Consider the following 12,814-nt stretch of genomic DNA (forward strand, 5'->3'; position numbering starts at 1 on the left):
TCGAGGACGTGGACAAAGTCAGTTCGAATTCGGCTGCGGGTGGAAACGCGCCCCATCCAGGCACTGCCGACTATTCAGCTTTGGCGCGCCAAGCCTACCTCACTCCCCGGCTGGCAAAACTCGTCCATGCCGAGCGCGGCAAGCGTGCGAACGGCGCCCGTCTTGTCACCTGCCGCCGATCAGCGTGACTTCCGTAAGCCATCCGTAAGTCCGGTCCTGTCAACTTCGCCTGATCAACTTCAGCAAGGGATCATTCGTTCAAGGAGACCAAAATGGGCGACTAGCTGTCCTTAGCGCCACGTCGCAACGAATAGCGCCACGTTGAAGAGCGAACAAGTCGAGCGGTGTGCAAATTGAAGCATGCTTGCTTTCCCAATTGAGGCATTTGGCGAATCCAAATCTGAGGGAGTGACACATGTTTAAATATCTGTCTCGGGAGGGTCTCACGCGCGAACAATCGGAAGCCCTGGAAAAGGCCGCGTTCTTGATCATCAGCGCGCGGAAAGAAGCCGCGGCCCTACTGGCGCGGGCGGGAGTAACTTTACCTGATGATGGGTTTGGGTTCGGGAACCCTTGCAACGCGCACATAGAGGCGCACGGCAACTGCCCGTGCAACGATTACACGGGCGATGGTGGGCCATGTTTGACGCAGACTACCCTCGATACGGCCTTCCCCCCGTTCCGGAGTTGCGGCCATCCACCATCAAAACATCTCTCCACGTAAGGCGTATTGGAGACAGTTGATGCGCACCATTTCTTTGATCCTAGCCTTGGTTATGCAATCGGTCATCACTGTATCTCTTGCGCAGGACGCCAAAACACCTTTCAAAAGGCCGGCTCCAGAAGAGCACAAGGACTTCGTGGCGGAAATTGAGGGTGTTTTCAGGAAATATCCAAAGGCGATCGCTCGCTACAAACTCGTGGATGTCGGCCTCGTAAATATTGGCGAGATGCCGCGCGTGGAGTGCACAGTAGAATGCGAGTTTGATTCTACTTGGGGCGGATGGTGCAAAGACCGTTGTGATACGGAACGCGAAGAATAGCACCCTGCCGGTTTCCATTGCCCGGTTGCTAGTCGACAGACACGCGCTTTATGATGGCTGCTGAAGCGCCGATCGGGCCCGTTGCCCGAGATCGTTGTGCGGGAGGGACACTATGGCCCAGCAGGAGCAGTGGCAGCTGGAAGGCAGCGCCGCGGACCTCTACGAGCGCTACCTGGTCCCGGCAATCACAGCCCTGTGGGCTGCGGACCTGATGGATCGTGCTGCGCCTCAATCTGGTGAGCGGATTTTGGACGTAGCTTGCGGCACCGGCGTGGTGGCACGCTCGGCGGCCGAGCGTATGGGAAGTGGGCAGGTCGTCGGCCTCGACATCAATACGGGCATGCTCGCCGTTGCTCGGTCGCTCCCGAGAGGCGCTGGAGCGCGTATCGACTGGCACGAGGGAAGCGCGCTCGAAATGCCGTTCCCTGACTCCGCCTTCGATCTGGTTCTTTGCCAGCTCGGACTGCAGTTTTTTCCGGATCGATCTAGTGCGCTCCGTGAGATGTTCCGGGTTCTGGTGCCTGACGGCCGACTGGCTTTAAACGTTTTCAGCGCTATTGAGCACACTCCTGCGGCGAACGCGCTGGCGGATGCCTTGGATCGACACCTCGGTCCATGCGCTTCGGCAACGAAAAGGTCTGAGCATTCACTCGCCGATGCGGACGAGCTTTACCGATTGGTGGCCGAGGCGGGATTTCGTCAGGTGACCATCCACACGACGACACAAAACATCCGATTTCCCTCGTCTAGGGAATATGTGCGACTACAGCTGGCAGCGACTCCGCAGGCCGGGCTGGTCAGCAGAATTGATGCCGGGCATCGGGAAGCAGTCATCGCAGCGATCACCGGTGATCTAGATTTTTCGCTGGCAATCTATTCAACTGAAGGGGAGCTGATGTTCCCCCAAGAGGCCCACGTCGTGCTCGCACGCAAGTAGCGTAGCTGACCGATGAGCCATGGCACCGACGCGCTGGGGGATTGGGGCGCGACCACCTGTGGGTCGACGTAGCTCAGGACAGCAGCCACGACGCCGACGATCATCTGGAGACACGCCAGGGCGATCGCCTCATTGTCCTTGAAGAATGCGAAACGCAAAAACCGCGCTCCATCGGAACGCGGCTTTGCCAGATACGCATGGCGCTTCGCCAACAATACACTTGCGAAACTTACGGCGAAACTTACGGGCTCCGGTACGCGAGACCTGATCCGGAGCGCCGGGCGGATGTCCGCCTCGCAATCCGTTTTAAACGCATATCGTTACTGCAGGGTTAGCAAGAGCTTAAGCAAACCTAAATTTGCCGGCTTTCCGCATTGGGCAGATCGAAAACCTGTGAACCTGGAGCTTACGCCGGGTCACCACGGAGGAAATTAATGATGCCGGAAAAATCCGCGCCGGCATTCCCTTGTGCGTTGAACAGCGCATAAAGCTGGGCTGCCTCGGCGCCGAGCGGCGTTGCTGCACCGACGCTCTGTGCGGCCTCCTGCGACAGTTTCAGGTCCTTCAGCATCAGTGCCGCCGCGAAGCCAGGCTTATAGCCATTGTTGGCGGGCGATGTCGGCACCGGGCCGGGCACCGGGCAATAGGTGGTCAGCGACCAGCACTGGCCGGACGAGGTCGAGGCGACGTCGAACAGCGCCTGGTGCGACAGGCCGAGCTTTTCTGCCAGCACGAAGGCCTCGGCAACGCCGATCATCGAAATGCCCAAAATCATGTTGTTGCAGATCTTCGCCGCCTGTCCGGCGCCGTCGTCGCCGCAATGAACGATGCGGCCTGCCATCGGCTTGAGCATTGGTTCGGCCTTGGCGAAGGCATCCTTCGAACCGCCGGCCATGAAGGTCAGCGTGCCGGCCGCCGCACCGCCCGTGCCGCCGGAGACCGGCGCGTCGATCGACAGCAACCCGTGCTTGGCGGCGATGGCATGGGCCTTTCGAGCCGACTCGACATCGATGGTAGAGGAATCGATGAACAGCGCGCCTTTTTTTGCCCTGGATACTATGTCTGCGTAAACCGACAGAACATGCTTACCGGCTGGCAGCATGGTGATGACCGCATCGGCGTCTTTCACCGCCGCAACGGCGTTGGCCATGATGACGACGCCGTGTTCCCTGGCGATGACGAGATTCTCCGGCACCAGGTCGAAGCCGTGCACGGCGTACCCGGCCTTGACCAGGTTGGAGGCCATCGGATTGCCCATATTGCCGAGGCCGATGAAGGCGATGGTGGTCATAATGGCGCTCCGTGGTTTGGGTAGGCAGTAGGCAGTAAGCGACCTATTCGGGCGCAAGTTTGCTAATAAGTTGGCGAAGCATTTTCCCGATGCCCTCGGTCGCTAAAAGCACGTGATAAGCTTGATCATACGTAGCAAGGCCAATGCGTTCGGCGATCTGGAGGTGTGTCTCGAACTCCTTCAGCGATCCCTGGGCAATCCTGAGAAATTGCTGATAGGAGCCTCTGTTGTCTCGGCCGTAACCTTCCGCGATGTTTGCAGGAATAGAGGTTGCTGAGCGGCGGATTTGGCTGGTCAACCCATACAATTCCTCTTTTGGCCATGCCTTGGTCAGGGAGTAGGTGGTGACGGCCAGATCCATCGCCTGCTGCCATACGATAAGATCCTTGTACGAATTGATCTTGCCGGTCATCTTTCTGCCTACTGCCTACTGCCTACTGCCTACTGCCTACTGCCTACTGCCTACTGCCTTACCGTCCGATCAGCGCGCGAGCGATGATGACGCGCATGATCTCGTTGGTGCCTTCGAGTATCTGGTGGACACGCAGGTCGCGCACCAGCTTCTCGATGCCGTAATCGTGCAGATAACCATAGCCGCCGTGCAGCTGCAGGGCGTCGTTGGCGACATTGAAGCCGGCGTCGGTAACGAAGCGCTTGGCCATCGCCGACCATTTCGAGGCCTCCGGCGCGTTGCGGTCGAGCTTCGAGGCGGCGGTATAGAGGAAGACGCGCGCTGCCTGCAGTTCGGTCTCCATGTCGGCAAGCTTGAACTGCAGCGCCTGGAACTGGTTGATCCTCGAGCCGAAAGCCTTGCGCTCGGCGGTGTAGGCGAGCGCCTTGTCGAGTGCCGATTGCGCGCCGCCGAGCGAGCAGGCGGCGATGTTCAACCGGCCGCCGTCCAACCCGGCCATGGCGATGCCGAAGCCGGCGCCCTCGACCGACAGCAGGTTTTCGGCCGGCACCTTGCAGTCCTCGAAGACGACCTGGCGCGTCGACTGCATGTGCCAGCCCATCTTGTGCTCGTTGGCGCCGAAGGAAAGGCCGGGCGCATCGTTCGGCACGACGAAGGTGGAAATGCCTTTCGGCCCGTCGGCGCCGGTGCGCGCCATGACGACATAGAGGTCGCTGTCGCCGGCACCGGAGATAAACTGCTTGGCGCCGTTCAGCACATAGTCGCCGCCGCTTTTGACCGCACGCGTCTTCAGCGCCGCGGCATCGGAGCCCGAGCCGGGCTCGGTCAGGCAGTAGCTTGCCAGCCATTCCATCGAGGTCAGCTTCGGCAGGAAACGCCGGCGCTGCTCGTCGCTGCCGAAGCGGTCGATCATCGATGCCGCCATGTTGTGGATCGAGATGAAGGCGGAAAACGCCGGATCGGCCCGCGAAAGCGCCTCGAAGATCAGCACGGCGTCGAGCCGGCCGAGCCCCGAGCCGCCGACGTCGTCGCGGACATAGATGCCGCCAAGGCCGAGCGGACCTGTCTCGCGGATCACATCGGCGGGGAAATACTTGTTGCGATCCCAGTCGAGTGCGTTCGGCGCCACACGGTCGGCGGCGAAGGCTTGCGCCATCTCCTGGATGGCGCGCTGGTCCTCGTTGAGTTCGAACTGGCTGGTGCTCGCATCGACAGCGGCGTCCATGACGTGCTCCCTGATGTTTCCGGCCTGCTGGCCTGATCGTTTTTGGCTTTGCGCGCCGTCCAATCTAGACCAATGATGCCGCCGCGCAACCCGATCGTCTCCATCCAACCATCTGGGCAGCGGCTGTGTGCGAATGCGCTTTGGAGCAAAGTGTGACGACAACTTTCGACGAACTGCTTGGATGCTTCCATGCCTATCTCCAGACGTTCGATGATGCGCTGGTGCGCGACGCCATGGCCCGAATCGACTGGGACATGCCGGGCCGGCCGCTCGAACCGCATGCACTGCCTTGTCTCGTCCAACTCGGCCGGATCGTCGAACTCGCTCCCGCTGCGGCCAAGTCGCTGGCGCGGCTGGTTGCGGAGCGTCGCGGCGATCTGCACTGGGGCCAGACCTATGGCGAGGCGGATTTCGGCACGGTTTTCATCGACAATTACGGCTGGCTGGAGGTGTTCGGCACACGCGGCCATTTCGTCAATGACGAGGTCGCGGGCGGCCTGCTGATCCTTGGGCCCGACATTGTCTACCCCGATCACCACCATGTCGCGGAGGAGATCTACATCCCGCTGACCGGCGGCACCGAATGGCGCATGGGCGACGGCGGTTTTCGCCTTCGAGCGGCGGGCGAAGTGATCCACCATGCCTCTGACATCAACCACGCCATGCGCACCGGCAAGGAGCCGCTGCTGGCGCTCTATCTCTGGCGTGGCGGGCCACTGGCGGCCAAGTCGACGATCACCGCAACCGTTGCGCAGGGCAGGGACTGATATGGCCAAGGCGATCATGCTGCAGGGCACGGGTTCGGATGTCGGCAAGACGGTGCTCGTCGCCGGTCTGTGCCGCGCGGCGAAGAAGCGCGGCTTGAAAGTGCGGCCGTTCAAGCCGCAGAACATGTCGAACAACGCCGCTGTCGCCGATATTCCAGGCGATTCAGGCGGCGGCGAGATCGGCCGCGCCCAATGGCTGCAGGCGATCGCCTGCGGCGCAGCGCCGACCGTCCACATGAACCCGGTGCTGCTCAAGCCGCAGACCGATGTCGGCGCTCAAGTCGTCGTGCAGGGCAAGGTGTTCGGCGAGGCGCGGGCGCGCGACTACCAGGCGCTGAAGGGCCGGCTGATGGATGCGGTGCTGGACTCCTGGGCAAAGGTCGGCGAGGGCGCCGATCTGGTCATTGTCGAGGGCGCCGGGTCGCCGGCCGAGATCAATCTCAGGAGCCGCGACATTGCCAATATGGGCTTTGCGACGCGCGCCGGCGTGCCGGTGATCCTGGTCGGCGATATCGATCGCGGCGGCGTTATCGCCTCGGTCGCCGGCACCCATCTGATCCTGCCGGAGGAGGACCGGCGCATGATCGTCGGCTACCTCATCAACAAGTTCCGCGGCGATGTCTCGCTGTTCGAAGACGGCATCGAGGCGATCGAAAAATTCACCGGCTGGCGCTGTTTTGGCGTCGTGCCGTGGCTGAAGGCGGCGGCGCGGCTGCCATCGGAAGATTCCGTCGTGCTCGAGCGACTGGCGTCCGGCGAGAAGCGAGCGCTGAAGATCGCCGTGCCGGTGCTCTCGCGCATCGCCAATTTCGACGATCTCGACCCGCTCAAGGCCGAACCGCAGGTTGAGGTGGTGTTCGTGCCGCCTGGTGAGCGCTTGCCCGAAGATGCGGGTCTGGTGGTCATTCCCGGCTCGAAGTCGACGATCGGCGATCTCCTGAAATTTCGCGAGAACGGCTGGGACCGCGACCTTGCCGCGCATAGGAAACGCGGTGGTCATATCGTCGGCATTTGCGGCGGCTTCCAGATGCTTGGTCATATCGTGCGCGATCCCGACGGCATCGAGGGCAGCGTTACAGAAACGCAAGGGCTTGGCCTGCTCGACGTCGAAACGGTGATGGAGCCGGAAAAGACGGTGCGCAATGTCAGCGCGCGCTCGGTGCAATTCGATCTGCCGCTCGAGGGCTACGAGATCCATCTCGGCCGCACCACCGGTCCGGACACGCTGCGGCCGTCCGCCGTTATCAACGGCATCGATGACGGCGCTATCTCGGCCGACGGCAAGGTGCTGGGCACCTATATGCACGGGCTGTTTTCCGCCGACGCCTTCCGGGCGAAATTCCTCGAAAGCCTCGGCGTCAAGGGCGGCGGCATCGACTACCGCGCCGAGGTCGAACGGGCACTGGACGAGATCGCAGCCGAACTGGAAACCCACCTCGACTGCGACACGATTTTTGGGCTGGCGCGTTAGATACTTTGCCTGAGCATGATCTTGTCCGAAAACCGGTCTCCACTTTTCGGGATCATGCTTTCTCGTCAGCCTTCGGCCAGTAGGTGCCGAACGACCAGACGTTGCCTTCCGGATCGCGGCAGATGAATTCGCGGCTGCCATAGTCGCGGTCGGTGAGTTCTTCCAGAATCTCGGCGCCGGCGGTCTTTGCTCGCGCGTATGCCGCGTCTGCGTCAGCGACCGCAACGTAGATCGACTTGCCGCCACCCGAACCCGGCGCGCCGACCATCTTGCCATAGGCGTCGTCGCGCGCCGTGCCGAGCATGACGATCGAAGAGCCGAAAGCGAGTTCGGCGTGGTGCACCACGTCGCCTTCGCCATAGCGGGCGCGAACGCTGAAGCCGAAGGCCTCGCACAGCCAGTCGATCATCTTGCCGGCATTCCTGTAGCGCAGCGCCGGATAAAGCAGCGGTGGTTCGGGGGTGTTCGGCATGGCTGATCTCCTTCAGCGGGTTGGTCGATCAACCCAGTCTGCGCGACGGCCGGTTGCGCGTCTTGAAGAAATGTTACCTCGCGGCAAGCGCCGTCGGCGCGACGCCTGCCAGGTCGCGAAACTCGCGTACCAGATGCGCCTGGTCGGCATAGCCGCAGTCGGCGGCGATGTCGGCCCAAGCGCTGTTGGCCTGTCTCGACAGGCCAAGCGCATGATTGAAGCGGACGATGCGCGAGAGCGTTTTTGGGCCGGTGCCGATAGCGTCCGAAAATTTTCCGGTAAGATGCTTGCGGCTCCAGCCAAGCTTTTCGGCCAGCGTCGAGATGCGGATCCGCCCACGCGTCGAGACGATCGTCTCATAGACCCAGACCATTTCGGCCTGAGTGCGGTCCGCGGTTGCCAACCGATCACCGACGAAGGCTTCGGCGATGGCAAAGCGTGTGCTCCAATCCGGCGCATTGCCGAGCCTTTCGCGAAGCGCGATGCCTTCGACGCCGAGCACGTCATCCAGGCCGACCATGCGGTCGGTCAGTTCGCTCATCGGCCGGCCGAAGAAGCGACGAGCGCCGAGCGGGGTGAAATTGATCTGCACACAGCAGGTGCCGCCGCAGGATTCGATCACTACCGGCCCGGCATAAAGGCCGGAGGCAAAACTGGTGAAGCGGTCATTGTCGCCCGGGTCCTGGCCGAGCCCAATGGCAAAGGGTTCGGCAAAGCTGATGACCAGCGGCACGGTCAGCGAGGCATATTCGACGGCGCGGAAATGGCCTGGCATGGTTTCGCGAAAGCCGCACATGTCGGTGACGACGCCCTGAAGCCGATGGCTCGGCGCGCGCCGCACCATCTCGAACCGATCGAGGCCTGGGCTTTCGTGGCGGCTGCCGTCTTCGCTGTCGGGCATGCGCTTTCCTTCCGCCACGCGACTTTAACAGACCATTCGTCGGAATCAAAAGCGCCCCGCGTTTGGGCGGGGGCGCCGCGGTGGCGGTGCTTGTTTATTTTCTGGGCGGGTTTTTGCGCCGCGCATCAGGCAGCCGGCGGCCAGCACGATGTAAGCGATGACGACAATCCACACAGCAGCCAAAGGGATGAACGCAAGGACGCCAAGCGCGGCGAGAACGCCGATAATGGCGATAACAAGGGATATAATGAAAATAAGCTGGGTAGGCGCACTGAGATTCATGTTCGGTCCCTCCTCAACATGATTCGTACAACGGCATACTATCAGTCGCGCGGTCACACACCAATGAGTGCACGCAGGCGGCTTTTCCACCATCGCACCCCGTTTGCGCCAAGCCGATTCCGCGCTACCTTCCCGACGAATCGGAAGGGGCTGATGGCGATGGGATTGCTGGACCAGATACGCTCGATCTTCGACGGCGACCCCGGCGTGCGCAAGGTCGCGGACGATCCTGTGCTGTCGGCGGAGCTGCTCATGCTGTTCCGCATGATCCTGGCCGACGGTTCGGTCAGCGAAAGCGAGATGACCGCCTTCAGGCGTATCTGCCGGGACGCCTTCGGCATACCCGAAACCAGCGTCGACAGTGTCATCGAATACCTCAACGATTTCGGCTACGAGACCAACAGCTCGCAGGCAATCGCGCAGTTTCGCGACCTCGACGTCGAACGGCGCAAGCTGCTCGCCCGCCACATGGCCGAAATCGCCAAGGCCGATTCGCAACTCGCCGGGAGCGAAATGCAGCTGTTGCGCCGCACGCTCGACCTGCTCGATATCAGCCCGGCCGATGTGGTGAAGCAGGAAGGCTGAGGCATCGGCTGACTTCTGAGTCATGGTAATTCAAGATTAATGTGAGAGCCCTTCCTGCTCTCGGCAAGGCCATTCTGGGCGCTCATGAGTTCACTGTGTATTGCAGCGGGGCGGCCGCCGTGCCGAGTCGAGCTGCACCGGCAAATACTGGGTGCGCAGCGTCTGGCCAGAGGCATCGCGCACGCTGGTCGTGGTGTGGGTCAGCGTTCCCAGCGTGACGTCCTGGCGGGCGAGCTTGCCAAAGCCGTCATACTTGTTGCCTTGAGTTGCGGCAGGGTTGGTGGAGGTGGTGAGCTGGCCACATTGTAATTGCCGGCCGCCGCTATGCATGCGAGGCGGGCCATGTGGTCAATCTACGTGCAATGATAGCCGGACGAACGCGATAAAAGTGCACCGAAATTGCGAAATTCTCTCCAATTCCTGCCGCACAATAGCGGCCACTAAGTAATGACCCGCGTCATAATTAGGATCTGTGAATGGCAACTAACGACCTTGTGCACTGGCTCGATAATCCAACAACTCTTGCATTTCTACAATCTCTTCCCCGTATTGTCCCGTGACCTTAATGGTGTTGGTGTCAAGATCAACCAGACTCTTCAGGAACAAGATGGTGGGCCGCGCGTGCTCAATTGGGGCTAAACCTAAAAGCCTTATCGCATAGAGCGAATTCGCATACCCACCCCCTGTTTGGGCCAAAGACATTTTCAATTCTTCCTGCAACTTTTCAATACCGTCGTAAATGCCAACATAAGAGTCCGTAAGCGATCGAGTTATTTGATCAAAATCTTTAGTTCTCTCGTCCAATTGCAATGGAGTCGCAAGATTCTTATCAATCAATCTTGCCCATATAAAAAGGTAAAGTGCACCAGTATCCTCATTAAATTCTTCAGCTTTCGTATCCCAGTCTATAAACTCCTTCGCAGTTTGCGAGGTTACGCGTGATATACATTGCTCTTCAACTCCTCGCCAAGTGAAGGGCCAATTATCGGCAAAGATTCCAATGGAACAGTTCAGTATCTCAGGAGTTGATGGCACAGTACCGCCGGCCTGCATCTGGGTCGATCCTCCGAAAAACCAAATTGCAACAAATCCGGCAATTTGCAATGCTATTTTAAAATGCATGATGTCAACTCATCACGGACCAATTGGGAAATCATTTACCTGTAAACTCGCACTACTCACCTTGTTCGGGCCGATTACATTCATAAGCGAGTTATAGTCTTTAGTGTTTGCCACCAAACAACCCAGTGACATCCCTCCTTCACCAGTCGTGGGGCTCCTCCCCGGATGAATGGTCCGCCCAGATACTAACGTTCCATCAGCTTCCAACGTCCAGCCAGGATCACCAGTGTTATCAATTTCGTATTGCCCCTCATGCTTATTCACGTTCATGCTATAATTACCACTTAACAAGGAGCCAATCATCTGCTTTATTCCAGCAAATCCAGTCTTTTGAGTAATATGCGGTCTGGCAGATAAATTGTATTTACCGGGCGCAATTACATTATCATCAAAAGTGGTCGTCGTGTTAAATTGTCCACTGACATGTTTGGTGCCAAACTTTGAACCATAAGTTGCTACAAATTGAAGCCTTTCTTACTGTTAGCTGGATAGATATTGAGTAGACCAATTTTGTCATCGGGATTAGCGTTTAGCTTATCTCTTATTTCTTTTTCAGCTTTCTGGCGTTCGTTTTCCTTCGTGCTTTCCTTTCCATTAATGTTGTCAGGCGTGCCGCCAGGATCTTGTGATCCATAGGAGTGCCCATTCGCATCACTCTGGTTCACCGGATCATTTCCGGCATAGGCATACCGGTTTGTCCCAACCCCCGCCAGCGTCGGGTCCCAATTATCCGGTGAGATGAACCGCCCCAGCAGCGGGTCCATATATCTGGCATTGAGGTAGAGCAGTCCGGTCTCGGGATCGAAGCGTTCGCCGATGTAGCTCTTCTGCGTCTGGAAGCCGGTGTTGAGGCGTTCTCCGTAGGTCGCGTAGTTAGTGGCTTCGGCTACGGCGCCTGTTGCATCGGTGACCATGCGCACAGACGCTAAATGATCGCGGTGCAGGAAGGTTTTTACCGTGCCCACCACCTTGATGTCGGGATGGGGATAGCGGGTGTAGGTCTCTGCTCCGGGTGTCGCCGGATTGATCTCGACGGAGGCGTCGGGATAGAGCGTGGTGGCGACGGATGAGGTCTTTTTGGCTCGCGCCCCGTCTGGACCGTAGAACAGCGAGACGGTGCTGGCGGCCTGGGTCACCGTCTTCAGGCGGTTGGCCTCGTCCCAGGCGAGCGTCCTGGTGCCGTCGGAGGTCATGTTGCCGTTGGCGTCATAGGCGAGCGTCTTGACGCCGATCGCTGTTGGCGCGTGCGGACGCGGCGCTGTCGCCGCCGGGTAAACATAGGTGCCTGCAACGCGCGTGCGCGAGGTCAGATTGTCGTTGGCGGCACAGATGAACGTCTCGTCGAGCGTGTTGTTGCCAAGATTGTCGCTCGACGTCAGCCGGTCGGCCTTGTCGTGGCGCGATCGTTCTCGCAGCCAAGCGCGAAGAAACGGGTGCGGTTCAAAACCTGCCGCTAAGGGAAAGAAAAAAAGATGCAAATTGGCGGCTGACGCCGCCAAAAAAGTTCCGCGCGCCCTTGACGAGAGGCCGGCTAATGGATGTCACCGCTTTTCATCCAAGCCGCGTGGACGTTACCCCGATCCAATCGCTTCAACCACTTCCACCCCAACCTGCCGTCAGTCCTTTTATCTTGCCGTTCCCCCTCCACTTGATCCGTGTACTGAGGACTGCACGGAAGTTCACTCAGGGCAGCAAAACAGCGACACAAAAAAGCAGCGGAGAAAGAGCAAAATCCACTGTCCGCGAGAGCCCAAATTTCGTGCGCGCAAACCGGATTCGATGACAAAATTTACAGGCCGCGAACGCAAAATTCTACCCGCGCGAAGCACTATCAGAGGCAAAAATCAGCATGCAGAACAGCCAAAAATCGCTGCGCGGGCCCCAAGTGTCCCCTCTATTTGATCGTCAATCGACCGGTTAAATGCAACAATAGAAACAGCGCAAAGGACACAGTAACGGCAGCGAGAACTGCGATGCACGCCTTTCTTTCGGTCGGCTTGGCGTATCGCATCAGTATCAAGAGACCAAAAATGGAAGCCAGCGGAATCAGGTATTGCCTGACTAATTCGGGCTCCCCTATCCAAGCTCCGGGTACATCGTAGCGGAACATGTGCCAGATCAGTGAAGCAGTCAGTGCCGCATGCATCAATGCCAGCAGCCCAAGTACAGCGATGGCAATCCACTTCAGTATCGTCACCATCTTTCGCTCCCCACAGGATCGGGCGACAGGTCAACACGCCCACCAAAATCAAAGCCTCTCCACACACCCGCCAACGTCGCCGTCGTCCCCGTAGTGACAGGACCAT

The 12,814-nt window shown here is 59.3% G+C and carries 16 protein-coding genes; 6 read left to right on the forward strand and 10 right to left on the reverse strand.

Annotation, left to right across the window (positions count from 1 at the left end):
* The first annotated feature begins 415 nt into the window (after positions 1-415).
* From NKI72_RS08550 to NKI72_RS08560, 3 genes are all read left to right on the forward strand, one after another.
* Positions 416-724 carry a DUF6422 family protein gene (locus NKI72_RS08550; protein ID WP_352831052.1) on the forward strand — a complete coding sequence of 103 codons (309 nt, stop codon included), beginning with the start codon at positions 416-418 and terminating at the stop codon, positions 722-724.
* A 19-nt stretch (positions 725-743) separates the two neighbouring features.
* Positions 744-1,043: a hypothetical protein gene (locus NKI72_RS08555; protein WP_352831051.1), complete on the forward strand. Its 300-nt coding sequence runs from the start codon at positions 744-746 to the stop codon at positions 1,041-1,043.
* 112 nt (positions 1,044-1,155) lie between these two features.
* Entirely contained in the window at positions 1,156-1,980 is an 825-nt protein-coding gene (locus tag NKI72_RS08560; RefSeq protein ID WP_352850045.1) for a class I SAM-dependent methyltransferase, read from the forward strand.
* Positions 1,981-2,386: 406 nt separating this feature from the next.
* Here the strand turns inward: NKI72_RS08560 and mmsB are convergent, their stop codons facing one another.
* Genes mmsB through NKI72_RS08575 form a run of 3 tightly spaced genes read right to left on the reverse strand, consistent with a single transcriptional unit; the run spans position 2,387 to position 4,908 of the window.
* The gene (mmsB, locus tag NKI72_RS08565) at positions 2,387-3,271 is read right to left on the reverse strand and encodes a 3-hydroxyisobutyrate dehydrogenase (RefSeq protein ID WP_352831047.1); all 885 of its coding nucleotides are present in this window, start codon (positions 3,269-3,271) and stop codon (positions 2,387-2,389) included.
* 43 nt (positions 3,272-3,314) lie between these two features.
* Entirely contained in the window at positions 3,315-3,683 is a 369-nt protein-coding gene (locus NKI72_RS08570; protein WP_352613985.1) for a four helix bundle protein, read from the reverse strand.
* 58 nt (positions 3,684-3,741) lie between these two features.
* Positions 3,742-4,908 (reverse strand): isobutyryl-CoA dehydrogenase, encoded by a 1,167-nt coding sequence (locus tag NKI72_RS08575; RefSeq protein WP_352613986.1) that lies wholly within the window; start codon positions 4,906-4,908, stop codon positions 3,742-3,744.
* A 152-nt stretch (positions 4,909-5,060) separates the two neighbouring features.
* Between NKI72_RS08575 and NKI72_RS08580 the strand changes: the two genes are divergently transcribed.
* Together NKI72_RS08580 and NKI72_RS08585 are read left to right on the forward strand one after the other, a co-directional pair.
* Positions 5,061-5,675, forward strand: coding sequence for a dimethylsulfonioproprionate lyase family protein (locus NKI72_RS08580; protein ID WP_352539675.1), 615 nt, complete (start codon positions 5,061-5,063; stop codon positions 5,673-5,675).
* A 1-nt stretch (position 5,676) separates the two neighbouring features.
* Positions 5,677-7,146, forward strand: coding sequence for a cobyric acid synthase (locus NKI72_RS08585; protein ID WP_352613988.1), 1,470 nt, complete (start codon positions 5,677-5,679; stop codon positions 7,144-7,146).
* Positions 7,147-7,198: 52 nt separating this feature from the next.
* Here NKI72_RS08585 and NKI72_RS08590 read toward each other — a convergent pair whose 3' ends face one another.
* The 3 genes from NKI72_RS08590 to NKI72_RS08600 all read right to left on the reverse strand — a co-directional run bounded on the left by NKI72_RS08590 (position 7,199) and on the right by NKI72_RS08600 (position 8,801).
* Positions 7,199-7,618, reverse strand: coding sequence for a VOC family protein (locus NKI72_RS08590; RefSeq protein ID WP_352613989.1), 420 nt, complete (start codon positions 7,616-7,618; stop codon positions 7,199-7,201).
* A gap of 73 nt (positions 7,619-7,691) precedes the next feature.
* Positions 7,692-8,519: a helix-turn-helix domain-containing protein gene (locus tag NKI72_RS08595; RefSeq protein ID WP_352490695.1), complete on the reverse strand. Its 828-nt coding sequence runs from the start codon at positions 8,517-8,519 to the stop codon at positions 7,692-7,694.
* Between the two features lie 45 nt (positions 8,520-8,564).
* Positions 8,565-8,801, reverse strand: a complete 237-nt coding sequence (locus NKI72_RS08600; protein ID WP_352850059.1) for a hypothetical protein — start codon at positions 8,799-8,801, stop codon at positions 8,565-8,567.
* A gap of 153 nt (positions 8,802-8,954) precedes the next feature.
* On the opposite strand from NKI72_RS08600, the gene NKI72_RS08605 reads away from it, so the two are divergent.
* Positions 8,955-9,386 (forward strand): TerB family tellurite resistance protein, encoded by a 432-nt coding sequence (locus tag NKI72_RS08605; RefSeq protein WP_352831045.1) that lies wholly within the window; start codon positions 8,955-8,957, stop codon positions 9,384-9,386.
* A gap of 90 nt (positions 9,387-9,476) precedes the next feature.
* Here NKI72_RS08605 and NKI72_RS08610 read toward each other — a convergent pair whose 3' ends face one another.
* The 4 genes from NKI72_RS08610 to NKI72_RS08625 all read right to left on the reverse strand — a co-directional run bounded on the left by NKI72_RS08610 (position 9,477) and on the right by NKI72_RS08625 (position 12,708).
* Positions 9,477-9,716, reverse strand: coding sequence for a hypothetical protein (locus tag NKI72_RS08610; protein WP_352831043.1), 240 nt, complete (start codon positions 9,714-9,716; stop codon positions 9,477-9,479).
* A gap of 153 nt (positions 9,717-9,869) precedes the next feature.
* Positions 9,870-10,508: a hypothetical protein gene (locus NKI72_RS08615; RefSeq protein ID WP_352831041.1), complete on the reverse strand. Its 639-nt coding sequence runs from the start codon at positions 10,506-10,508 to the stop codon at positions 9,870-9,872.
* A 455-nt stretch (positions 10,509-10,963) separates the two neighbouring features.
* Complete coding sequence (locus NKI72_RS08620; RefSeq protein ID WP_352831039.1) at positions 10,964-12,007, reverse strand: RHS repeat-associated core domain-containing protein; 1,044 nt, start codon at positions 12,005-12,007, stop codon at positions 10,964-10,966.
* Between the two features lie 395 nt (positions 12,008-12,402).
* On the reverse strand, positions 12,403-12,708 hold the full coding sequence (locus NKI72_RS08625; RefSeq protein WP_352719647.1) for a hypothetical protein: 306 nt from the start codon (positions 12,706-12,708) through the stop codon (positions 12,403-12,405).
* Between the last annotated feature and the right edge of the window lie 106 nt (positions 12,709-12,814).

The sequence above is a fragment of the Mesorhizobium sp. M0437 genome, assembly GCF_040321335.1.
Classification (GTDB): Bacteria; Pseudomonadota; Alphaproteobacteria; order Rhizobiales; family Rhizobiaceae; genus Mesorhizobium.

What these genes read in the sequence shown, in the direction of transcription:
- NKI72_RS08550 (WP_352831052.1), top strand. Translation starts at nt 416, where the DNA reads ATGTTTAAATATCTGTCTCGGGAGGGTCTCACGCGCGAACAATCGGAA.
- NKI72_RS08555 (WP_352831051.1), top strand. Translation starts at nt 744, where the DNA reads ATGCGCACCATTTCTTTGATCCTAGCCTTGGTTATGCAATCGGTCATC.
- NKI72_RS08560 (WP_352850045.1), top strand. Translation starts at nt 1,156, where the DNA reads ATGGCCCAGCAGGAGCAGTGGCAGCTGGAAGGCAGCGCCGCGGACCTC.
- mmsB (WP_352831047.1), bottom strand. Translation starts at nt 3,271, where the DNA reads ATGACCACCATCGCCTTCATCGGCCTCGGCAATATGGGCAATCCGATG.
- NKI72_RS08570 (WP_352613985.1), bottom strand. Translation starts at nt 3,683, where the DNA reads ATGACCGGCAAGATCAATTCGTACAAGGATCTTATCGTATGGCAGCAG.
- NKI72_RS08575 (WP_352613986.1), bottom strand. Translation starts at nt 4,908, where the DNA reads ATGGACGCCGCTGTCGATGCGAGCACCAGCCAGTTCGAACTCAACGAG.
- NKI72_RS08585 (WP_352613988.1), top strand. Translation starts at nt 5,677, where the DNA reads ATGGCCAAGGCGATCATGCTGCAGGGCACGGGTTCGGATGTCGGCAAG.
- NKI72_RS08590 (WP_352613989.1), bottom strand. Translation starts at nt 7,618, where the DNA reads ATGCCGAACACCCCCGAACCACCGCTGCTTTATCCGGCGCTGCGCTAC.
- NKI72_RS08595 (WP_352490695.1), bottom strand. Translation starts at nt 8,519, where the DNA reads ATGCCCGACAGCGAAGACGGCAGCCGCCACGAAAGCCCAGGCCTCGAT.
- NKI72_RS08600 (WP_352850059.1), bottom strand. Translation starts at nt 8,801, where the DNA reads ATGAATCTCAGTGCGCCTACCCAGCTTATTTTCATTATATCCCTTGTT.
- NKI72_RS08605 (WP_352831045.1), top strand. Translation starts at nt 8,955, where the DNA reads ATGGCGATGGGATTGCTGGACCAGATACGCTCGATCTTCGACGGCGAC.
- NKI72_RS08610 (WP_352831043.1), bottom strand. Translation starts at nt 9,716, where the DNA reads ATGCATAGCGGCGGCCGGCAATTACAATGTGGCCAGCTCACCACCTCC.
- NKI72_RS08615 (WP_352831041.1), bottom strand. Translation starts at nt 10,508, where the DNA reads ATGCATTTTAAAATAGCATTGCAAATTGCCGGATTTGTTGCAATTTGG.
- NKI72_RS08625 (WP_352719647.1), bottom strand. Translation starts at nt 12,708, where the DNA reads ATGGTGACGATACTGAAGTGGATTGCCATCGCTGTACTTGGGCTGCTG.